We start from the raw sequence: 22,941 nt of genomic DNA, 5'->3' as shown, positions 1-22,941 counted from the left end.
CTCAACAGCGATATCGCGCATGGCGGTTCCTTTCATTGAACGGTTAACTGCCCAACTCATCAGAAGCACCGTGGTGGCATCCGTCGCATGGAGCCACTGCGGTGGACCACGCCCAGCCCGCAGGCGCCGTCACTAGATCAGTCGTACGGCCGTAGCCAAAAGTTCCCACCCACGTCGTGCCCCCCGCACCCGCCGAGTCTGCGTCTCACGACGGTTTATGCCCCAGAACCGTCGTGGGACGCAGACTCGGGCACTACTCGGCAAGCGCGACGAGCTCCCACGCACCGCTGCCTGTCAGCTGCAACCGCGACTGGTGGTGGCGGTCGATCGTCGACCTGTGCCCCACGCTGAACACCACGCTGTCGGGCAGCCGTTCCCGCACCAGCGCATACATCGCGTCCTCCAGCCCCTCATCCAGGGCCGAGGTCGACTCGTCGAGGAACACCACTGTCGGGCGCACCAGCAGCACCCGCACGAAGGACACCCGCTGCTGCTCGCCCAGCGAGAGCACGGCCGCCCAGTCGGCTTCTTCGTCCAACCGCTCGGCCAAATGCCCCAGGGAGACATCACGCAAAGCCTGCGTCAACTTATCGTCTGAAACTTCCTCCACCGGAAGCGGATACACCACGGTCTCGCGTAGGTTGCCCAACGGCAGATACGGCAGCTGAGGCAGGAACAGCGTCGCCCAGCCATCGGGACGCGCGACCACACCCGTGGCCTGTGGCCACAGCTGTGCCAGGCTGCGCAGCAGGGTCGTCTTCCCGCATCCCGATGGGCCCTTGACGACGACACTGCCACCCGCGGACAGCTCGAGGTTCAGGCCCGCGATCATGTCCAGCCCCTGCAGATCTCGGACATCGACATCGGTGAGGACCAGGGCGTCGTCCGCGTCGGTCACATCGATCCGCGGCAGCTCGCGGGCCCGGTGGTCGCTGTCGAGCATCTGGTCGATGCGCATGAGCGCGGCCCGATAGACGGTGAATTCGTCATAGCTGTCCCGGAAAAAGGACATTGCGCCACAGACACTTCCAAAAGCCGCGACGGTCTGCAGCAGGTCCCCCACCTTGATCTGCCCGGTGAAGAACCGCGGCGCCTGCACGATGTAGGGGATCATCCCCGTCGTCACATCGCCGACGCCCCGATTCCAGCCGTTCAGTCGCAGCTGCGCGAAGACGATCCGCCACATGTTGGCGATGATGTCGGCGAAGCGTGCATGCAGCAGTTTGCGTTCACGCTCGCCGCCACGATAGAACGCTACCCGCTCCGCACTGTCGCGCAGGCGCACCAACGCATAGCGGAAACTCGCACTGAATCGTTCATTCAAGAAATTCAGCCGTACCAACGGCCGGCCGATCCAGAACGCAAGGACCGTCACGGTGATCGAGAAGACGAATGCGATGAACACCATGGCGCGCGGGATCTCGACTCCCCACAGCAGCAACGGACCCGAGAGCTGCCACAACACCCCGGTGAACATCACGATCAGGAGGGTTTTGTTCACCGCGCCGAGCACCAAATCCACCGACTTGGTGGTGTGCGTCTCGATGTCGATCTGGATTCGCTGATCCGGGTTCTCTACCGGAGTGTCCAGAAAACGGTTGCGGTAGAACGCATCCTTGCTCATCCAGTCGTCGACGAGCCGCGCGTTGAGCCACACCCGCCACCGGATGGCGAGCACTCTCCGCAGGAAGAGATCCACCACCGTGTATGTCACGGTGAGTACTACCAGCACGCCGCTAATCGCGAAGGACGTGAAAAACGCCTGACGCGCGTCCGCCAGTAGTCCAGAGTCATGGGTGACGAGCGCCTCCGAACCAACCTGCAACGCATTCATCAGGTCCTTGTACTGGTACGTGAAGATGACCGTCACGCGCGCCATGTACACGGTGTGCCACATCATGAACGCCACCAGCGCCCACGTGCGCCAAGTGTCGCTCCCCCAGAAGAAGGGCGCGTTTACCCGCCAGAACTGTTGCCCCCATTGAGTGAAACGGGCGATCAGAAAGGCCACCGCAAGGAAGAGCGCCAAGGTGATCACACACGCCTGCAGCGTCCACACCAGCGAGCGCAATGGCTCGCCCGGCCAATCCAAACTGGGCTGAACCATTGGCTCTCCCTCTTAGTGCACCCTAGTGGGCAAAGTGGCGTGCTCCGGTGGTGTACAACGTGATTCCGGCGGCCTTGGCGGCATCGGCCACCAGCTCATCGCGCATGGACCCACCCGGATGCACGATCGCGCGCACTCCGGCCTCCGTCAGCACCTCCAGGCCGTCGGGGAAGGGGAAGAACGCGTCCGAGGCCGCGACGGCACCGGAGACTCGATCCCCACCCCGTGAGACCGCCAATCGCGCGGCGTCGACGCGGTTGACCTGTCCCATGCCGACACCGATAGTGGCGCCACCGGAGGCGACGACGATCGCGTTGGACTTGACGGCCCGCCCGACCTTCCAGGCGAACACCAAGTCCGCCAGCGTGTCCTCGTCCGCGGCGGTGCCGGCCACCAATGTCCAGTTGGCCGGATCGTCACCCTCGGCGTCCAGCGCGTCGCGCTCCTGTACGAGCAGACCACCACTGATGTGTCGCCACTCGGCGCGCCCGGACTGCGACGGGGCCACGCGCAGCAGACGCACGTTCTTCTTGCGACTCAGCACCTCCACCGCGCCCTCTGCGTAACCGGGTGCGACGATCACCTCGGTGAAGATGTCGGCGACCCGCTCGGCCATCTCCACACTCACCTCACGGTTGACGGCTATCACCCCGCCGAAAGCGCTCAACGGATCGCATTCGTGAGCCTTGAGGTGCGCGTTGGCAATCGATATGTCCGACACCGCGATACCGCACGGGTTGGCATGTTTGATGATGGCCGCACAGGCCTTGTCCTGGTCCCACGCGGCACGCCAGGCGGCGTCGGCATCCGTGTAGTTGTTGTACGACATCTCTTTTCCGTGCAGCTGCTCGGCCTGCGCCAAACCGTGCCCGGAGGCACCCGTGTACAGGGCTGCCTGCTGGTGCGGGTTCTCGCCATAGCGCAGCACCGCCGAGCGGTTCCACGTCCCACCGATCCACGCCGGCAATTCCGCGCCCTCAGGCTCCGCGACAGTCGACAGCCAGCCGGCCACAGCCACGTCGTACTCGGCAGTGTGACGGAACGCCTTGGCCGCCAGCACCTTCCGCGCCTCCAGGGTGAACCCCCCGGCATCGACGGCAGCCAGCACGTCACCGTATGCGGCGGGGTCGACGACCACCGCCACGCTCGGGTGGTTTTTGGCAGCGGCGCGCACCATCGAGGGGCCACCAATGTCGATTTGTTCGACGCATTCGTCCTCGGAGGCACCCGAGGCCACCGTGGCGGCAAACGGGTACAGGTTGACCACCACCAGTTCGAAACCCTTGACGCCCAGCTCCGCGAGTTGGGTGAGGTGTTCCTCGCGGCGGGTATCGGCCAAAACGCCGGCGTGCACGTGCGGATGCAAGGTCTTCACCCGGCCATCCAGCACCTCCGGAAACCCGGTCACCTCTTCCACCGGTGTCACCGGAATTGACGCGGCGGCAATGGTTTTCGCGGTAGATCCGGTGGACACCAGTTCCACACCGGCGGCGTGCAAACCGCCGGCGAGCTCTTCCAATCCGGTCTTGTCGTAGACGCTGATCAATGCCCGCCGTACGGGTCGCTGCGTACTCACTTGATGGAGGCCCTTCTTCCGTTCCATGTCAAACCTCTGGTGGCCACCGCGGCCAGCACATCTACCAGCAGCGTCCGTTCCACCACCTTGATGCGTTCATGCAGGCTCGCCTCGTCGTCGTCCCCATGAACGGGGACGGCCTGCTGCGCAAGGATCGGGCCGGTATCCATCCCTGCATCGACCAGGTGCACCGTGCAGCCGGTGACCTTCACCCCATGCGCCAGGGCTTCGGGCACGGCGTGCGCGCCGGGAAAGGACGGCAGCAGCGCGGGGTGGGTGTTGATGACCCGGCCCAAGAACTGTGAAAGAAACAGTGGTCCAAGAATCTTCATGAATCCGGCCGATACCACCAGATCGGGCCGGTGCGCGGCGGTGGCCTCGGTGATCGCGGCGTCCCAGTGTTCGCGGGTGTCGTACTCACCGAGCCGCACGGTGTAGCTAGGAAGCTGTGCGCCAGCGGCGATATCGACGGCATCGCATTGCCGGTCGGTGCCCACCGCGACGATGCGAGCGGGGAAGTCACCCGTGGCCGCGTCTAACAGGGAGCGCAGGAGGGTTCCCGTACCGGAAGCCAGGACCACGACGCGCGCGGGGGCAGACGGGGCAATCTCAACGGCCTGCTGGGGCTCCGATGAGCCGCTAGCGCGAAGAGAATCCGACACCGACACGCCGCTGAGCGTAGCCGGGCTGGTCACGTGGCCGATTCTGGAGGGTCGCTAGAGCCGCTCTCGGGGCCGGGCTCCGGTTCCGATTCAGGTTCCGGCACGGGTTCCAGCGCCGACTCGGGTTCAGGTTCAGGCACGGGTTCGGGCTCCAGTACCGGTTCCGGCCGCGCCCTGGCCGGAAGGCGCGTGGCTCCGCCCAGCATGAACACCGTCAATAGGCCGATGACCAGGAACCAGAAGAACACCCCGGGGCCGAACGTGCCCTGGTCGATCCCCAGGCGTCCGAAGTTCCCCAGCTGTCCTCCGGCGAGCTTGCCGACGATCGCCAGGAATGTTGCCGCTAGAAGTGCCGCCGTGACCACTTTGTGGATCGCGGTGGGCCATGGAACAGGTCGGCGTGCGCATTGCTGGCCGACGGCCACCCCGGATACCGCACCGATGATCATCAGTGCCACCCATGCGGGGCCGAGTGGCGGTGTGGGAACGGCCGCGAGAATCGGCACCGCGGGCAGCTGGCCGCCGAACACAGCGAACGCACTGAAGGCCGCGGTGCCCACATGTGCGCTGGATCCAACCGCCAGCGCGCATGCACCCAGAATGACGTTGGGCGCGTAGAGGAGCGCCAACAGTGTCAGGCTCAGCTGACCTACGAAATCGTTGGTCACCGAGTACAGCTGATCCATCGTCGCCCAGTGGACCACCAGCGACCCCGCCGTCACGGCCGCGGACAGCCCGAACAGCGCGAGTACCCCGGCGGCAGCGCCACGGGCGGCCTCCATCGGCCACGACGGCAGCTGTAGCACCGCCGCGAGCCGCCTGCCTGCCCGCAGTAGGACGCCGGCAATTGCACCGGCCGCGTGAACACCGAGGACAGAACCGAATGCGCGCAAGGCGTTCGGTGATTGCAGCTGAGTCAGCACCGTCGATGCGTCATGGATGATCGCCAGCGATATCGCCGTCATGAGGAGCGGGCCGGCCAGGGCCGAGACGATCACCCACCGGATCACGTACCAGGAAGCGGTGGGGGCGATTGTCGAAGCGACGGTTCGGGCGACACCCCACACCATTGCGGCTGTTGGCAAGAGCGGCAGCACCTCGATGACTCGCCCACCGATTGAGATCGGTACCAGGTGGGTGCCCAGCCACATGCTGGCCACCGCACCGAACGTCCCGGTCATGTCGCTGTTGGCAATCACCAACTGCACCAAGACGATTGCCGCAATGATGACCAACGCAACTGCTGACGGGCCAAAGGCAACCGTCAGCAGTGCGCGAGCCTGTGCAGGATTGGCGCGCGAGGTTTGATTCACGCGCCGATCACGGCAGTGAACACCGTCTAGTTGGAGGGACGAGAGGTGCCGAACAGATCGTCACCGCTGGCAGCGGCCGAACCGGCGCTGGCGCTACCCTGCTGCTCACCACCGGGAGCCTGACCGCTGGCCGCACCAAAGGTGGGGTACTGCTGGGTCGGCTGCGACGACGCAGTCTGCTGAGCCGGCTGTGCTGGCGGCGGCGTGAACCCGGTGCTACTGAAGCCCTGCGGCGGAGTCGGAGGCGCCGACTGCGGCGGCTGCTGGCCGTAGCCGCCGTACGACGGTGGCCCGGCGGGAGCGGGCTGCTGCTGGCCGTAGCCCTGCGCACCGGCTTGGCCGTAGCCCTGGGCGGCCTGCTGGCCAAAGCCCTGCTGCTGGCCGTAGCCCTGCGCACCGGCCTGGCCGTAGCCCTGCCCCTGCTTGGGAAGCTGCTGCTGTGGCTGCTGCTGCGGCGGGGTGTAGTACTGGCTCTGCTGCGTCTGGTACTGGCTGCCGAACGGGTTGGTCGCCGGCGAGGCGGTCTTGGCCTTGACGACGCCCACCTCACTGAGCAGGGCGTAGACGGCGACCGCGGCCTGCAGGCCGGACACCACGGCAAGCGTGATCAGGCCCCACCCGATGCCGACCTCGCCGAAGGCGGCCGCGAACGGGTTACCGAACAGTCCACCGAGCACGAAGAGGAATCCGACGATCGACAGGATAGCCACGGGAGCTTGCTTGTCGTCCTTGCCGGAGAGGAGCGAGACACCCGCGGTCAGACCGGCGATCAGCAGTGCGAACTGCGCGAAGCCGAAGACCGGCGACAAGGCCAGGAGGTCGAACCCGCCGAAGCTTCCCGACGTCCCCGAGCTGGCCTTCCCGGTGTAGAACGGCCCGAAGCCGGCAATGAAGCCGATCAGGCTCAGCACCAAGACACCACCGGGCAGGTAAACCCCCAGCGCGCCCGTGTTGGGCTCGGCCACAAAGGACGGGGTGCCGTACGGGTTGGACGGCTGCGCGGGCTGGTATCCGGGCCCACCGGTCGAATACGTCATTACATCTCCTACATCACGGTTTCGGTCGTGGTCTCGGGGTGGATCGCCTCCACGCTACTGCACCCGGCGCCGGTACGGACGCAGACAAGGCCAGACACGGCCAAGGCACATCGGTTAGCTCAAAACCGGTACGCGATATTCGCTGTGGGTTTCCTGAGCGTCGGCCGCCTCGATCTCACGGACCAGTGGCAGCACCTTGGCGCCGAAGTATTCAATCTCCTCCTGGAAGTGCAGGAAACCACCCAGGATCAGATCCACACCCCGCCGCCGATAGGCGACAATCCGCTCGGCGATCTGTTCCGGGGTGCCGATGAGCTGGGTGCGGAATCCGTCGTTGTATTGCACGAGGTCCTCGAACGAGGAATCCGCCCACATTCCCTTCTTGTCTCCAGTGGCCGCGCCGGCCTGTTGAACGGCCGCGCGGAAACCCTCCACGGCGGGGCGGTTCGCCTTCGCGACAATCTCCCGCAATACCTCGCGCGCTTCGGCCTCGGTGTCTCTGGCGATGATGAAACCGTTGAGCCCGAGTTTGACCTCGCGGCCGACGGTTCGGGCGTGATCCCGGACCTCCACGATCTGGTCGGTGATACCGGCGAAGTCCTTGCCGTTGGAGAAGTACCAGTCGGAGTACAAACCGCCGTTGCGGCGCGCGGCCGTCGAGTTGCCGCCCTGGAACAGCTCCGGGGTGTGTAGCGGCTTCGGTTTCAGCGTGAAGTCGTGGATCCGATAGAAGTCGCCCCGGAAGTCGACGTCATCCTCGGTCCAGATCTTGCGCAACACCTGGAGAAATTCGCCGCTTCGCCGATACCGCTCGTCGTGCTCCAACCAGGGTTCGCCCAAGTGGGTGAACTCGTCCTTGAACCATCCGGAGACCACATTGACGGCGAAGCGACCGCCCGACAAGTGATCAGCCGTCGCGCCCAGCTTGGCGAGCACACCGGGCTGCCAAAGCCCCGGGTGAACCGCGGCGATCACCTTGAGCCGCTCGGTGGCCAGCAGCAGCGCCAGGGAGAAGCTGGTGGATTCGTGCTGGTACTCGGCGCCGTAGCTGGCCTCATAACGCACCTGCGTGAGCGCATATTCGAAGCCGTTGTTCTCTGCCGTGCGCGCAAGAGCCACGTTGTAGTCGTAACCCCAGTCCGTGCGCTGCTCAATGGTGCTGGTGACCAGCCCGCCGCTGACGTTGGGGACCCAGTACGCGAATGTGACGTGGTCAGATATCCGTTCGGTCGTCATGGAGGTATGCAAACAGCGAACCCTTTGGGCGGTCATCCGTCTTACTCACCGTGATCCGTTCCCGGCACGATGTAGCCCCCACTCTCGACAACAAAACTGGAACACGTTCTAATTGGCGGATGGACTACGGGCTCGTTCTGTTCACCAGTGACCGCGGCATCTCGCCGGACATCGCCGCCAAGGCGGCCGAGGACGGCGGGTTTACCACCTTCTACGTTCCCGAACACACGCATATCCCGATCAAGCGCGAGGCCGCACACCCCGGCACCGGCGGCGCGGAACTGCCCGACGACCGCTATATGCGGACCCTGGATCCGTGGGTATCCCTCGGTGCTGCGTGCGCGGTGACGTCGAAGATCCGGCTGGCCACCGCGGTCGCGATCCCCGTAGAGCACGATCCCATTACCCTCGCCAAATCGATTGCCACCCTTGATCACATGAGTGGCGGCCGGGTCACCGTCGGCGTCGGATACGGCTGGAACACCGACGAGCTGGCCGATCACAACGTTCCCGCTGGCCGTCGCCGCACCATGCTGCGCGAGTACATCGAGGCGATGCGCAAGCTCTGGGAGAACGAAGAGGCCAGTTATTCAGGCGAATTCGTCAACTTCGGCCCCAGCTGGGCCTGGCCCAAGACGGTGCAGAAGCATGTGCCGGTGATCGTGGGTGCGGGCGGCACCGAGAAGAACTTCACATGGATCGCCAAGAACGCCGACGGCTGGATGTCCACCCCGCGCGACGAGGACATCACCGGCAAGATCGTGGCACTCAAGGAGAAATGGGCAGCGGCAGGCCGTGCGGACGACCCGCTGATCTACGTGCTGGCGGGCAAGCCGGATCCCGAGCAGCTCGCCGCATGGCGCGAGCTGGGGGTTACCGAGGCGATCTTCGGGATGCCTGATCGCTCCGAGGACGAGGTACGGGCATACATCGAACGATTGTCCGGAAAACTCGCAGCATTCGCCTAATTCACGGAGAACGGCGGCAAGGCGGCGAATTTCTGTCCCACTCTGATGGTGGGCGTCACCCTTGCCACCCATCGACGTAGACGTGACAGCGGATGATCAGGAAACTTATCGTCCCAACGTATTTCGTCGGCGATGTTGTACGGAATGCCCGGCTCGAGATCCGGCGCGTACGGGTGTGGGGGCCACATACGCGATGACGGATCGCCAACCGCCAGCAGCTCTTCCAGCACAGTTGCCTCGCGCACCCCAGTCACCGGCCCCTCCGCGAATGCCCCGCAGACCATCGCGTACGAATGCGCGCGCGGCACGACTATCGATGCCATGAAGGTGAGGCCCTGCGGGGCATCAGCTTTCGGAACCTTCACCACGTACAGCAGCCCCGGGAGCGTGTCGACGCCGACGATGTAGGCCTCGATGACGCCCGCGCGCCGCGCCAGTACCGCTTCGACGAGCGCACGGCGCACCACGCTCAGATCCTCCAGCGGCACCGACAGATAGGGGCCTCGCGAATCCGAGACCCAGAACTGATCACCGGTCGCCGGGTCGTACCAGCCGTCAACGCTCGGCACCAGACCGGATGTGTCGAACGAGAGGCCCACGAACCGAGAAGGTAGCCGGTCACCAGGAGCGCCGATGCCCCGTCCTCCGATTGTTCATGCGTAGGTCACACAATCTCACTGAACGAAACCCGAGATCGCCTGACAGTAGATTCGACGACTCCAGGCAGGCGAAAGGTGCTACCGGAGACGCGATTTCGGCCAGAATGCCGACCTCACCGAGCCTGAGCATCAGCGCGCGACACGACAACGGCGAAACGACAAGGGCCCCGACCGGAAACCGGTCGGGGCCCTTGCGTACGTAACCCGTTACAGGCTCTGCAAGATCTCGCGAGCCAGCTTGGCGGTCTCGGACGGCGTCTTGCCGACCTTCACACCGGCGGCCTCAAGGGCCTCCTTCTTGGCCTGAGCGGTACCCGAGCTGCCGGACACGATGGCACCGGCGTGACCCATGGTCTTGCCCTCGGGGGCCGTGAAGCCCGCGACGTAGCCGACGACCGGCTTGGACACGTTGGCCTTGATGTAGTCGGCCGCGCGCTCCTCGGCGTCGCCACCGATCTCACCGATCATCACGATGATCTTGGTCTCCGGGTCCTTCTCGAACGCCTCGATGGCGTCGATGTGGGTCGTGCCGATGACCGGGTCTCCGCCGATGCCGATGGCAGTCGAGAAACCGAAATCGCGTAGCTCGTACATCATCTGGTAGGTCAGAGTGCCGGACTTCGACACCAGACCGACCGGACCGGTGCCGGTGATGTTGTTCGGCGTGATGCCGACCAGCGCCTCACCGGGGGTGATGATGCCGGGGCAGTTGGGCCCGATGATCCGGGTCTTGTTGCCCTTCTCAAGGTTGTAGGCCCACGCATATGCGCTGTCCTGCACCGGGATTCCCTCGGTGATGACGACCAGCAGCGGGATCTCTGCGTCGATGGCCTCGATGATCGCGTCCTTGGAGAACGCGGGCGGCACGAAGGCGATCGACACGTCGGCGCCGGTCTCCTTGATGGCCTCAGCCACTGAACCGAAGACCGGGAGCTCGACGTCGTTGCCGTCTGCATCCTTGTGCGACACCGTGGTTCCGGCCTTGCGGGCGTTGACACCACCCACGACCTGGGTCCCGGCCTTGAGCATCAGCGCGGTGTGCTTGGTGCCCTCACCGCCAGTGATGCCCTGGACGATGACCTTGGATTCTTTGTTCAGGAAAATGGACATGAGTCAGTGATTCCTTCTCTACTTGCTCGCCAGCTCGGCGGCCTTGTCGGCACCGGCGTCCATGGTCTCGGCCTGGATGACCAGCGGATGGTTGAACTCGGCCAGGATTGCGCGGCCCTCGTCGACCTTGTTGCCGTCGAGACGGACCACGAGCGGCTTGCTTGCCGTGTCACCGAGAGTCTTCAGGGCGCCGACGATGCCGTTGGCGACCGCGTCACACGCGGTGATGCCACCGAACACGTTCACGAAGACGCTCTTGACCTGTGAATCACCCAGGATGACGTCGAGACCGGCGGCCATGACCTCGGCCGAGGCGCCACCGCCGATGTCCAGGAAGTTGGCAGGCTTCACGCCGTTGTGGTTCTCGCCGGCGTAGGCGACCACGTCGAGAGTCGACATGACAAGACCCGCGCCATTGCCGATGATGCCGACCTGGCCGTCAAGCTTGACGTAGTTGAGGTCGTGCTCCTTGGCCTTGAGCTCCAGCGGATCGGTGGAGTCCTTGTCCTCGAACTCGGCGTGGCCGGGCTGACGGAAGTCGGCATTGCCGTCCAGGGTGACCTTGCCGTCCAGGGCCAGGATCTGATCATCGGGGGTACGCACCAGCGGGTTGACCTCAACCAGGGTGGCGTCCTCACCGACGAACACCTCCCACAGCTTCTGGATGGTCACCGCGGCGGCATCCAGCACCGCGGCGGGCAGCTTGCCCTTCTCGGCGATCTCACGGGCCAGAGCCAGATCGACGCCCTTGACCGCGTCAACTGGCACCTTGGCCAGCGCGTCGGGGTTCTCCTCGGCCGTGACCTCGATCTCCACGCCACCCTCGACCGAGCACATGGCCAGGTAGGTGCGGTTAGCGCGATCCAGCAGGAAGGAGATGTAGTACTCCTCGGCGATATCGCTGGCCTCGGCGACGAGGATCTTCTTGACGACGTGGCCCTTGATGTCCAGGCCCAGGATGTTCTGTGCGTGCGTAAACGCGTCATCGGGAGTGGCGGCGTACTTCACGCCACCGGCCTTGCCACGTCCACCAACCTTGACCTGCGCCTTGATCATCACCGGCTTACCGATTTCCTCGGCGATCGCCTTGGCATCCTCGGCGGTGGTGGTAACCCGGCCCGGCGTCGTCGGCACGTTGTGCTTAGCGAACAGCTCCTTGGCCTGGTACTCGAAAAGATCCATCTAGCTAGCCCATCTTCCTCATCGAACGTCGGGTCGGCACTATTGCACTAGGGACTGTAGCCAAGGCCACAGCGACGCCCCTCACTACTTCTGAGTAAGTGGCCGAATTCACCACCTGGTCACTCATAGAATTCATTATTTGGCCACCCGCTGGCAGGGCTCGAACGCGTCTGTAACCGGTTTCAGTTCGGTCACGGGGGGTCGCCATACGGCCGTGATCTGTGGTGAGGTAGCCCCGGCGAGATTCGGCAACGATGCCGCGGCTCGGGAGCCCTATCAGCGACTTCGTGACGCAAGTCACATTTATATGCGTTTCCGCGCATTGAGTTGCGGCTCCCCTTGCCCAACCGTTACCTTCTCTTGGGTTAGATCACGTTTTGGTCACGCTAGATCGTGACGCCGAACGGAAGACTGGCGAGGTTTTGACACAGCATCGAACGACACGCACGCGTGGTGATCGAAGCGCGGCACCGAGTGAGAACGAGATCACCAACATCGTGCCGATCGACGAGTTCGGCCTGAGTGATGCGCTGGAACGCCCCGAGCTTGAGGACTACGACGTCTACGAGAACGCCCCGGAAGAGGGCGCCGAGATGGAGCACCAGGCCGCTCTCGCCCAGATCGAGCAGGACTGGGAAGAGGACACTGACGAAGCCGATCGGATCCGCGCTTCCATTGAGGCCACCGCAGACTGGTTCGCCGCTTCGGCCGCACGCACCAGAGATCCTCGAGACACCCCGACCGACAAGCTGCCCAGGATCAGCAGCGGAGGCGCACACCGTCGCCGCGAGATCGGTCAAGTAGGTAAGACCCGCATCGCCCTGGCAGCCATGGCCGCCGGTGCAGCTGCCGCCGCCGGGTACACCGCGCTGAGCGAGCACGATGCCGCAACGGCCGCAGATCGTCACAGCCTTGCGTTGGGTAGCTCCGCAGCGGTGATGGCCGCCCACGGGCCGCAGTTGATCTCCGGGCCGCTGGCCACCGACACCTCGATTACCGACGAGCAGCTGGCGAAGGCCACCGCCTTCGCTTCCGAGCGAGCGGACCGCGAGAAACGTCTGCTGGCTCCGCGCTTCGTGATGCCCGCGAACGGCACCTTCACCTCCGGCTTCGGTTACCGCTGGGGTGCCCTGCACGGCGGCATCGACATCGCCAACGGCATCGGCACTCCTATCGTGGCTGCGGCCGATGGCGTCGTCATCGCGACGGGCCCGACCGCCGGCTACGGCGCCTGGGTCAAGATCCGCCACTCGGATGGCACCGTGACTCTGTACGGCCACATCAACACCTGGGAAGTATCGGTGGGCCAGCGGGTGATGGCGGGTGACCGCATCGCCACGATCGGCAACCGCGGTAACTCGACCGGTCCGCACCTGCACTTCGAAGTGCTGCTGGGTGGATCGCAGCGCATCGACCCGCAGGGCTGGTTGGCCAACAAGGGCATCACCTTCAGCCGCTTCGGCGACTAATGATTCCGATGGGGCGATCGCCCCATTGAGATCCGTTCGCCGCAATCAACAAACGGCGCCTTGGGCCTCCTCTTCGTGATTCAGTCGATACTCTGACCAATGACGTACTCGCCTGTGCGAATGAACATTTCGGTGCACATATCAACAAGCTCGTCCTCGGCAACATCCAGGGCGCCATTCATCCAGGCAAGGACGGCTTCATTAAGTCCGCCGACCATATAGAGCGCACCAAATACCGCCTTGCCTGCCGACCGCGGCCATAGATCTTTCCGGAACTGCACAAACCCAACGCTGAGCAGCAGACCCGTCATCGATGCGGTGACGTCATCACGTCGCGCAACCAAGGCGGGATAGGTGTAGCCCTCTGTCATAACGATTCTGACGCGCCGAGGATCGGCAGTCAGCCAGTTGATTGCCGCGGCGACGCCCGCACGCATCGACGCCCGCACACCGAGTGCTGCATCGGTCGCTTCAGCCAGGACGAACTCGCGCATGGATTGCAACTGTTGCTCGAATAATTGCACGATGACCTCATCGAGGTCTTTGAACAGGGCGTAGTAGTAGCGCTCTGTCACGCCTGACAGTCGACACATCGCCCCAACAGTGAGGCTTGCGGCACCACGCGTCCCGACGATATCGAACGCCGCTTCGAGCAAGGACTGCCGACGCTGGCGTCCTCGTTCCGCGGCGGAAACGCCAGCGTAAACCCGATTCGGGTTGGCCATCCCACGATTCTGCCATACCTCCTTGTCAGATTTGACAATCTGCGGCATTATCAAGTCACATTGATAGGAGGAACGCAGATGGGCCATGGGGCGCCGAAGTGGGATGCAATCGTGATCGGTAGCGGGACAGGCGGATTGACAACAGCTGCATACCTATCCGCCAACGGCTTGCGGACTCTGGTACTCGAGGCTCAGCCAGTAGTCGGAGGAGCCGCGCAGGAGTTCCAGCGTGGCAAGGTGTTCAGCTTCTCAACCGGTGCGCATTACATCGGCGACTGCGAGCTGGACGGCGTGATCCCGACTGTATTGCGCGGAGTCGGCCTAGAAGACGAAATCAAATACAACAACATGGATCCCGATGGTTTTGACCGCTTGATCGCCCCGGGGCTGGACCTTCGCGTGCCCCGCGGGTGGCGGCAATTCGAAATCCGGCTGACACGAATGTTTCCCAAGGATGCGACAGGCATACGACGAACGCTCAAGACCCTGCGAAAAGCCGCCGAAGCCCTGGAAAAGCTCGGCGCTCCACCAATTCCGAGCCCCCTGGAGCTGATGCGGCATCCCAACACCCTGTTGCCCGTCATGAAGAGCGCGATCACGCTGGAACAGCTGTTTGACCTCCATAGGCTTTCCGAATCAGCCCGCACCGCACTTGGTTACATTTGCGCATTCCTGCTACTTCCGCGGACCAAGATCCCGGCCACAATGTACGCATTCGCGCTCAATCACTACATCAAGTCCGGTGGCTGGTATGTGCGCGGCGGCGTCGCCAGAATCCCGCGCACCCTGGCTCGCGTCATCCGTTGCAATGATGGCGAGGTTCGTCTGCACACGAAGGTAGACAAGATTCTCATAGAGCATGGGCGCGCTAATGGCGTGCGGCTGGAAACGGGCGAAGAAATCTACTCACCGATTGTGGTCAGTAATGCCGACATAAAGACGACTTACGCATCGCTCATCGACGCGGTCCACACCAAAGCCTGCACCCGTCGCCGAATCGCCAAGGCGCCGCTAACGCCAACACTATTCTCGGTGTATCTCGGCTTGAATATCGATGTACGACAACATATGTCGTCGGAGCATAGGTTCTACCTCAGCTCGCTGAATTTCAATGAGCTGACCGGGAGCCATAACATCCTCTCGGCAAGCTGGACTCAGTACGAGGAGATGGACGAGTACGCTCTCTGGATCACTTCTCCGACGCTCAAAGACACACCCAAACCGGGGAGTGAAGGCTTTAGCTCGATCGAAATCACTACGAGCACACCTCAATCCTATGATTTCTGGGGAGTCCAAGGTGGTGCGCTCGATGGCATCGACTATCACTCCGATCCGGAGTACATCGCGCGCAAATCCGCACTGGAACATCGCGTGATTGAACGCGTGAAACAGCTCATGCCGTTCATAGACGGGCACATTGTCTGGCAAGAATCTTCAACGATGCTGTCCCATGAAGACTGGACACGCACGCGTCTGGGAGCCTGGGCCGGACTCGACTTCTCGCTGAAGAACATCGTCTTTCGCCCTGGGCCGCGCACGGAGATCGATGGCCTGTATCTGACGGGCGCAAGTTCACGGTGTGGCGGGGCCATGCTCGGCACACTCCGTGGTGGACTGGACACCGCTACGGCCATCCTGCAACGCAACCTGTGGAAGGAAGTAAAGTCCGGCAAGGTGTTTGGAAGTGGACTCACCGACAAAACGTTTCGGAACACCGACCAGCCGACACCAGGTTTTCACCAACTCCTGATCACCTCGATCGAGCGCGACACCCCCGATAGTGTGATCATCGAGATGCAGGTCCCCGATGCGTTGCGCGATGAGTATCGCTTCACCGCAGGACAGTACGTGATCATCAGGGGTGAAGCCGCGGGCGAACCAATCCGGCGCAGCTATTCGATCTGTGAACCTGCTGAGACGAGACGACTACGAATCGGCGTCAAACATGCTGCGGGTGGCGTCTTCTCGCCATACGCGCTCACTCTTAAACCCGGCGATACCCTGGACACGAGCACGCCACGCGGGCAATTCGTCCACGTGCCAGATCCGACCAATTCGGGACGCTACGTGTTCATCGCGGCAGGCAGTGGCATAACCCCGGTCATTTCGCTCATCAGCACAATACTGAACAATGAACCTGGCAGCGAGACGGTCCTGCTGTATGGGAACCGAACGCGGCAAGACATTATGTTTGCAGACGAAATCGCCGAACTTGCGGTCCGGTTTGGAAGCCGAATCTCGGTCACCCACTACCTCTCCCGAGAATCTGAGTCAACGCAAGTGTTTCGACAGGGCCGAATCGACAGCCAGGCGCTCGGTGCCAGGCTGTCGGACGACATTCATGCTCCGGATGTCAACGCATGGTTCCTGTGCGGCCCACAGCCGATGGTTCACGACGCCATCGCCACGCTCGACAAACACGGCGTCAAGCCAGCAGCCGTCCACGTCGAGCTATTCGACACTAAATCCACAGGTACTTCCGTCACGGGACGACCGGGCCCGGCGGCACAGGTTACATTGCACACCGACTCAGGCAGTTCGACACTCAGTATCCCCCGAAACACCGACACAGTCTTGGAATACGCAATCCAGCGAACCGATTCGCTTCCCTACTCGTGCCAGTCAGGGAGTTGCGGTACCTGCATAGCCAAAGTCTGTGTCGGACAGGCGGAGATGGAAGACATAGCGGACATGCCGCTTACGGATGGCCAGATCGCTGATGGATACATCCTTGCCTGTCTCGCGCGCCCGATATCCGATGAGCTCACCCTAGATTTCAGGTCCTGCTGACGTGGTCCCAGCGGGAGGCCCCACACCCTAGAGCTTCTGCACGGGCGCGAAGTTGTGCATCAGCTTCACGCGCCCGTCGCTGCCGAAGTCGATGAGCGATGTGGCGCTCTCGCCGACACCAGTCACCTCCATGACCTTGCCCAGCCCGTACTTGTCGTGGCTCACCCGATCACCGGGCTCCAGCACCAGCAGCGGCTTGGTGCGCTTTTTGGACGGAGCACCCAGCGAGCCGCCACCCCCGCGTGATCCACTGGATCCATAGCCCCCGCCGCCGTAGCTTCCGGCACCGGTCGCGATACGCCCCGGCAGCGGATCGGTGCGCCGCCATTCGATCAGATCTTGCGGAATCTCTTGCAGGAAACGCGATTCCGGATTCATCATCGGCTGCCCCCACGACGAGCGCACCTTGGCCCGGCTCAGGTACAGCCGCTGACGCGCCCGCGTGATCCCGACGTAGGCAAGCCGACGTTCCTCGGCCAGCTCCACCGGATCGCCGAGGGCACGCATGTGCGGGAACATGCCGTCTTCCCAGCCGGTAACGAAGACCACCGGGAACTCCAGCCCCTTGGCAGTGTGCAAAGTCATCATCGTGACCACACCGGCGGTCGATTCGGGCAACTCGTCGGCATCGGCGACCAGCGACACTCGCTCCAGGAACGCCTCGAGACTTCCCGGGGGCGCGCCGACATCCTCGTCGTCGACCGGCTGATCTTCCCCAGCCGCCTGAGCATTTGCCGCATCGGCACTGAATTCATGTGCGACGCTGACCAATTCGTTGAGGTTGTCGAGACGCGCCAGCTCCTGGGGGTCGCTGCTGTTCTCCAGTTCATATCGATACCCGGTGTGGTTGAGCACGGCGTCGACTACATCGCCGATATCCGGTAACGCCCCCGGATCGGTGCGTAGGGTGGCGCGGATCTCGTCGAGCATGTCCATGAAGGCCACAATCGCCTTCTCGGAGCGAGAGTTCAGCATCGCGACCTTGCCCGCGGCGGCATCCGCGAGCGCTTCCCCGAAGCCGATACCGGCTGTCTCCGCGTGTACGGCAACACACGCCTCGGCCCGCTCCCCGATGCCCCGACGAGGGGTGTTGAGGATCCGCCGCAGACTCACCGCATCGCCCGGGTTGGTCAGCACCCGCAGATAGGCGACGATGTCGCGGATTTCCTTGCGCTCGTAGAACCGCACTCCCCCAATAACTTTGTAGGGGATACCGGTTCGGATGAAGATCTCTTCGAGCGACCGGGAGTTATTGTTGGTGCGATAGAACACCGCGACGTCGCCATAGTTGGCGTCGCTGCGATCGAAGAGTCCGTCGATCTCGCGGGCAATGAAGGACGCCTCATCGTGTTCGTTGTCCGCGACATAACCGACGATCAGCTCGCCCTCGCCGGAATCGGTCCACAGCCGCTTTTCTCTGCGGTTCGTGTTCTTGGCAATGACGGCATTGGCCGCGCTCAATATGTTCTGTGTGGACCGATAATTCTGTTCCAGCAGAATGGTTTTCGCGTTCGGATAGTCGCGCTCGAATTCTTCGATGTTGCGGATCGTGGCGCCACGGAAGGCATAGATGGACTGGTCGGCGTCACCCACCACGCACAGCTCCGCCGGTTCCGGGCTGTCCGGATCGACCGTACGGTCCACGTGAGCACCTACCAGTTCGCGGACCAATATGTATTGGGCATGGTTGGTGTCCTGATACTCGTCAACCAGGATGTGCCGGAACTTGCGGCGGTAGAACTGCGCGATCTGCGGGAACTGCTGCAGCACGGCGACCGTCTCACCGATGAGATCGTCGAAGTCCAGAGCGTTGGCCGCCCGCAGGCGCCGCTGGTACTCGCCGTACACATCGGCGACGATTCGGCGTAGCTCACCGGCCTCATCATCGACGCTGAGGTTGGCCACCGCTTGCTCCGGCGAGATGAGCTCGTTCTTCAGGTTGGAGACGGCGGTCGCCAGCAGCCGTGGTGAGTAGCGCTTGATGTCCAGGCCCATATCGCGGCCGATCATCTGCAACAGCCGCCGTGAGTCATCGGAGTCGTAAATCGAGAAGTTGGAGTTCAATCCGGGCAGCAGTGAGGCCTGGTTCCGCAGGATGCGCACGCAGCTGGAGTGGAACGTCGACACCCACATCGAGTTGGCACGCCGGCCCACGAGGTTCGCGACGCGCTCGCGCATCTCGGCGGCGGCCTTGTTGGTGAAGGTGATGGCCAGGATCTGCCCCGGGCTCACGTCCCGCTCGGCCAGCAGATATGCGATTCGACGGGTCAACACCGCGGTCTTGCCGGACCCGGCGCCGGCGACGATGAGCAGCGCCGACCCCTCGTGCGCGACGGCGGCCCGCTGCTGCGGATTCAGCCCCTCGAGCAACGCCTCGCTGTGGGAACCCGAGGCGCTGGGCATATCAAAAAGTGCTGGTTCAGAAAGATTCGCCATGACCGATCTAACTTACCGCTGACGAGGGACAACCTCGGCCTGACGCACTTCCCGCAAGCGTTCCTCGCATCTCGGCTACACTCTTCGATGTGCTTGACCACCACCAGCGATTTTTCTACGGGTACCGGACTCCGGTGCCCGTGGTCTAGCCGATTCACGAGCCCCGCAGTCCGCTACCGGACTACGGGGCTCCTCTCTTGTGAGGCCCGATTCCGGGGCGGCATTGCGGATCGAACCGCTCCAAGAGAAAGTGTGAGACAGAATGACTACTCAAATGACCGAGAACGCCAGCCACAAAGATGTCGGCGAAGCTACTGAGCCCGCGCCCGATATCGATGAGCTGCGCAAGGAGATCGACCGGCTCGACGCGGAGATCCTGTCCGCGATCAAGCGGCGCACCGAGGTCTCCCGCGAAATCGGTAAGGCCCGGATGGCCTCCGGTGGCCCGCGCCTTGTGCACAGCCGCGAGATGAAGGTCCTCGAGCGCTTCAGCGAACTGGGCCAGGAAGGCCACACTCTCGCCATGCTGCTGCTGCGCCTGGGCCGCGGCAGATTGGGACACTAATCCCGGCTGGAACCGACAGGGAGGGATCCGTTGAGCAACCAAGACAAGGCCGAGGACAAGCCCGACGCCACCGGTGCCGGCACCCCGGAGGCCGAGGGTAAGAACGTCCCCGCCCATGACGAGGTCGCAACGGACAAACCCGCACCGAAGGACGGCGACGACGAGTCGGTGGACTACGACCTGGAGGCCGCCGTCGCCGCCGAACCGACGCCCACACGCAGGTTCGTCGCCAGGCACGCCACCAAGATCGTCATCGGAGTGCTGGCGCTCTGCCTGGTCGCGGTGACGGCGGTGGCCGTCGGGCTCTGGGTCGAGAACAACCGGACGATCGAAGACACACCCCAATCGCGCCCCACCGTGAAGCTCGGCGTGCCTCTCGTGAACCCCGAGGCGCCGACCAGCAGCACGACGACGACCACAAAGTCACGGACCAGGACGAGCAGCACCACCCCTATCGCCACCAGCTCTTCCAGCACGCCCACCAGCACCGGACGCTCGACCTCGACCACAACCACAACGTCGAACACGGGACCCGCAACCACCAGCATCTCGGTGCCGGGCCCCACCACCTCGTCGGTACCACGTGAGTCGACCAAGGAGGAGGAGCGCGAGCTCACGAACGTGCTCAAGGCGTTCTATGCCGCGCTCGGCGCCAAGAACCTCGACGTGCTCAACGCGCTGTCCTGCGTGACGATCACCGACGCGGACCTTGAGGGGCAGCCCGACGATCTGAAGATCAACGTGGACAAGGTCGAAAAGTCGGTCGTCAATGGCGATACCGCCTCATCGCGGGTGACGATCACCGCATCGGCCGGCGGAAAGACCGAGACCAAGACCGGTGTCGCCGGGTTCGCCCGGATCAGCAGCCGATGGGTCACCTGCGCCAACCAATAGGCAGCCCTGCGGCCTCCGAGCGCCACTACTAGGCTCGGTCGCATGACACTCGCAGCGGCGTGGCAGGCACTGGAAACTCATCACAAACAGATCGCCTCCACCCATCTTCGAGAATTCTTCGCCGACGACCCGACTCGGGGAAGTGACCTGACCGTCACGGTCGGCGACCTGTACATCGATTACAGCAAGCACCGCCTGACCCGCGAAACCCTGTCGCTGCTGGTCGATTTGGCCAAGGCGGCCAATCTCGAGCAGCGCCGCGACGCCATGTTCGCGGGGGCGCACATCAACACCTCCGAGGACCGCGCGGTGTTGCACACCGCGCTGCGTCTGCCCCGCGAAGCGCAGCTGGTGGTCGACGGGCAGGACGTGGTCGCCGACGTGCACCAGGTGCTCGATGCCATGGGCGACTTCACCGACCGGCTACGCAGCGGCGAGTGGAGCGGGGCCACCGGGCAGCGCATCACCGCCGTCGTCAACATCGGGATCGGCGGTTCGGACCTGGGACCGGTGATGGTCTACCAGGCACTGCGTCACTACGCCGACGCCGGGATCTCGGCGCGATTCGTCTCCAATGTGGACCCCGCGGACCTGGTGGCCACACTCGCCGACCTGGACCCGGCGACAACACTTTTCATCGTCGCCTCCAAGACGTTCTCGACGCTGGAGACACTCACTAACGCGACCGCGGCACGGCGCTGGCTCGTGGACGCACTCGGCGAGGACGCCGTCTCCAAGCACTTCGTCGCCGTCTCCACCAACGCGAAGCTGGTCTCGGAGTTCGGAATCGACACCGCCAACATGTTCGGCTTCTGGGATTGGGTCGGCGGTCGCTACTCGGTGGACTCGGCGATCGGACTCTCGGTGATGGCGGTGATCGGGCGTGCGGCATTCGGCGAATTCCTGGCCGGGTTCCACACTGTGGACGAGCACTTCCGCACCGCACCCCTGGAAGAGAACGCGCCGGCACTCCTGGGCCTCATCGGTTTGTGGTACTCCAATTTCTTTGGCGCACAGTCGCGTGGGGTGCTTCCTTACTCGAACGACCTGGCAAGGTTCGCGGCCTATCTGCAGCAGCTGACCATGGAATCCAATGGCAAGTCGGTGAAGGCAGATGGTGCACCCGTGACCGTCGATACCGGCGACATCTACTGGGGTGAGCCCGGAACCAACGGTCAGCACGCCTTCTACCAGCTGCTGCACCAGGGCACCCGATTGATTCCGGCGGACTTCATCGGCTTCAGCGAGCCCACCGATGATCTGCCCACCGCCGACGGCACCGGCAGCATGCACGACCTGCTGATGAGTAACTTCTTCGCGCAGACGCAGGTGCTGGCCTTCGGCAAGACCGCCGAGGAGATCGCCGCCGAGGGCACCGCGCCAACTGTCGTCCCCCACAAGGTGATGCCGGGAAATCGGCCCAGCACAACCATTCTCGCTACCAAACTGACACCCTCGACGGTCGGTCAACTGATCGCGCTCTACGAGCATGAGGTGTTCACCGCGGGTACGGTCTGGGGCATCGACTCCTTTGACCAGTGGGGAGTGGAGCTGGGCAAGAAGCAGGCCGTCGCCCTGCTGCCCGTCATCACCGACGACGCATCACCGGCACAACAGACCGACAGCTCCACGGACACCCTGGTGCGCTGCTACCGGCAGGCACGCGGCCGAGCGCGTTAGGTCGCGGCGACGATGACCACCAGCGCCGACGTCTTTGACGTGCGGCGTATCCGGTGGGTGCGGGTGGCGTCAAGGTACGCGCTGTCCCCTTCGTCGAGGACATAACTGACGTCCTCGCACTGCAACTCGATCGACCCGCGATGTACGAACACGAACTCCTGCCCTTCGTGGGAGGACCTATGCTCGGCGAATTCGGTGGATGGGCTAGCCAGGAAGGGCGTCATGATCTTGCCGAGCATCTCAGTGCTCAGCGCGTGAAACTTACTGTCATCCCATGCATCCGCGCCGCGATCCACCACCACCCGGGACTCCTGGGCGTCGTTGGTGAACAGTCGGCTGACGTCGACTTCGAGGGCCTGCGCGATACGTATCGCCACCGACACCGACGGCGTGCTGTGCTCGCGCTCGACCTTCGATAGATAGCTCTTGGTCAGACCGGTGCGGCTGCCCAGTTCTTCCAAGGTCAGGCCACGTTCCCGGCGCAGCGCGCGCACCAGCGATGTCATCAGGTCAGTGTGACACGAAGGTTCCC

18 protein-coding genes are annotated in these 22,941 nt (G+C 63.5%); 6 read left to right on the top strand and 12 right to left on the bottom strand.

Translation table 11 applies throughout. The annotated features are described in order from the left end of the window. Positions 1–253: 253 nt before the first annotated feature. From B4383_RS09805 to sfnG, 6 genes are all read right to left on the bottom strand, one after another. On the bottom strand, positions 254–2,107 hold the full coding sequence (locus B4383_RS09805; RefSeq protein ID WP_078290520.1) for an ABC transporter ATP-binding protein/permease: 1,854 nt from the start codon (positions 2,105–2,107) through the stop codon (positions 254–256). Between the two features lie 22 nt (positions 2,108–2,129). After that, on the bottom strand, positions 2,130–3,710 hold the full coding sequence (gene purH, locus B4383_RS09800) for a bifunctional phosphoribosylaminoimidazolecarboxamide formyltransferase/IMP cyclohydrolase (RefSeq protein ID WP_139360661.1): 1,581 nt from the start codon (positions 3,708–3,710) through the stop codon (positions 2,130–2,132). Further along, positions 3,680–4,378, bottom strand: a complete 699-nt coding sequence (gene purN / locus B4383_RS09795) for a phosphoribosylglycinamide formyltransferase (protein WP_078290518.1) — start codon at positions 4,376–4,378, stop codon at positions 3,680–3,682. The genes purH and purN overlap by 31 nt, the downstream gene beginning before the upstream one ends. Then, a complete protein-coding gene (locus tag B4383_RS09790; RefSeq protein WP_078290517.1) occupies positions 4,375–5,658 on the bottom strand; it encodes a DUF6350 family protein in 1,284 nt (427 codons plus the stop codon). Before B4383_RS09790 ends, purN begins: the two co-directional genes overlap by 4 nt. A 26-nt stretch (positions 5,659–5,684) precedes the next feature. Next, positions 5,685–6,695: a DUF5336 domain-containing protein gene (locus tag B4383_RS09785; protein ID WP_078290516.1), complete on the bottom strand. Its 1,011-nt coding sequence runs from the start codon at positions 6,693–6,695 to the stop codon at positions 5,685–5,687. 114 nt (positions 6,696–6,809) lie between these two features. Then, positions 6,810–7,931 carry a dimethylsulfone monooxygenase SfnG gene (gene sfnG / locus B4383_RS09780; RefSeq protein ID WP_078290515.1) on the bottom strand — a complete coding sequence of 374 codons (1,122 nt, stop codon included), beginning with the start codon at positions 7,929–7,931 and terminating at the stop codon, positions 6,810–6,812. Between the two features lie 119 nt (positions 7,932–8,050). Here sfnG and B4383_RS09775 point away from each other — a divergent pair, with 119 nt between their 5' ends. Continuing rightward, positions 8,051–8,899, top strand: a complete 849-nt coding sequence (locus tag B4383_RS09775; RefSeq protein WP_078290514.1) for an LLM class F420-dependent oxidoreductase — start codon at positions 8,051–8,053, stop codon at positions 8,897–8,899. On the opposite strand, the gene B4383_RS09770 is transcribed toward B4383_RS09775, so the two are convergent. From B4383_RS09770 to sucC, 3 genes are all read right to left on the bottom strand, one after another. Continuing rightward, positions 8,896–9,498 (bottom strand): hypothetical protein, encoded by a 603-nt coding sequence (locus tag B4383_RS09770; protein WP_078290513.1) that lies wholly within the window; start codon positions 9,496–9,498, stop codon positions 8,896–8,898. The two genes, B4383_RS09775 and B4383_RS09770, sit on opposite strands and share 4 nt — an antisense overlap. Before the next feature lie 267 nt (positions 9,499–9,765). After that, the gene (gene sucD, locus B4383_RS09765) at positions 9,766–10,668 is read right to left on the bottom strand and encodes a succinate--CoA ligase subunit alpha (protein WP_078290512.1); all 903 of its coding nucleotides are present in this window, start codon (positions 10,666–10,668) and stop codon (positions 9,766–9,768) included. A gap of 18 nt (positions 10,669–10,686) precedes the next feature. Further along, positions 10,687–11,850: an ADP-forming succinate--CoA ligase subunit beta gene (gene sucC, locus B4383_RS09760; RefSeq protein ID WP_078290511.1), complete on the bottom strand. Its 1,164-nt coding sequence runs from the start codon at positions 11,848–11,850 to the stop codon at positions 10,687–10,689. Positions 11,851–12,272: 422 nt separating this feature from the next. Between sucC and B4383_RS09755 the strand changes: the two genes are divergently transcribed. Continuing rightward, entirely contained in the window at positions 12,273–13,319 is a 1,047-nt protein-coding gene (locus B4383_RS09755; RefSeq protein ID WP_078290614.1) for a M23 family metallopeptidase, read from the top strand. Positions 13,320–13,399: 80 nt separating this feature from the next. On the opposite strand, the gene B4383_RS09750 is transcribed toward B4383_RS09755, so the two are convergent. After that, positions 13,400–14,131: a TetR/AcrR family transcriptional regulator gene (locus tag B4383_RS09750; RefSeq protein ID WP_139363106.1), complete on the bottom strand. Its 732-nt coding sequence runs from the start codon at positions 14,129–14,131 to the stop codon at positions 13,400–13,402. On the opposite strand from B4383_RS09750, the gene B4383_RS09745 reads away from it, so the two are divergent. Then, positions 14,123–16,834, top strand: coding sequence for an FAD-dependent oxidoreductase (locus B4383_RS09745; protein WP_078290509.1), 2,712 nt, complete (start codon positions 14,123–14,125; stop codon positions 16,832–16,834). The two genes, B4383_RS09750 and B4383_RS09745, sit on opposite strands and share 9 nt — an antisense overlap. A 27-nt stretch (positions 16,835–16,861) precedes the next feature. On the opposite strand, the gene pcrA is transcribed toward B4383_RS09745, so the two are convergent. After that, positions 16,862–19,237, bottom strand: a complete 2,376-nt coding sequence (gene pcrA / locus B4383_RS09740) for a DNA helicase PcrA (protein WP_078290508.1) — start codon at positions 19,235–19,237, stop codon at positions 16,862–16,864. Positions 19,238–19,532: 295 nt separating this feature from the next. On the opposite strand from pcrA, the gene B4383_RS09735 reads away from it, so the two are divergent. From B4383_RS09735 to pgi, 3 genes are read left to right on the top strand one after another with little or no spacing between them, the layout of a single operon-like run. Continuing rightward, complete coding sequence (locus B4383_RS09735; RefSeq protein ID WP_078290507.1) at positions 19,533–19,835, top strand: chorismate mutase; 303 nt, start codon at positions 19,533–19,535, stop codon at positions 19,833–19,835. A gap of 30 nt (positions 19,836–19,865) precedes the next feature. After that, a complete protein-coding gene (locus tag B4383_RS09730) occupies positions 19,866–20,729 on the top strand; it encodes a hypothetical protein (protein ID WP_286150596.1) in 864 nt (287 codons plus the stop codon). Between the two features lie 42 nt (positions 20,730–20,771). Next, entirely contained in the window at positions 20,772–22,409 is a 1,638-nt protein-coding gene (pgi, locus tag B4383_RS09725; protein ID WP_078290506.1) for a glucose-6-phosphate isomerase, read from the top strand. Here the strand turns inward: pgi and B4383_RS09720 are convergent. Then, positions 22,406–22,915 carry an XRE family transcriptional regulator gene (locus B4383_RS09720; protein WP_078290505.1) on the bottom strand — a complete coding sequence of 170 codons (510 nt, stop codon included), beginning with the start codon at positions 22,913–22,915 and terminating at the stop codon, positions 22,406–22,408. The genes pgi and B4383_RS09720 overlap by 4 nt on opposite strands. Positions 22,916–22,941 lie beyond the last annotated feature (26 nt).

The organism is Mycobacterium sp. D16R24 (genome assembly GCF_002013385.1).
Classification (GTDB): domain Bacteria; phylum Actinomycetota; class Actinomycetes; order Mycobacteriales; family Mycobacteriaceae; genus Mycobacterium.
The sequence above is the reverse complement of the archived record's forward strand: the minus strand, read 5'-3'. Positions and strand labels throughout refer to the sequence as shown.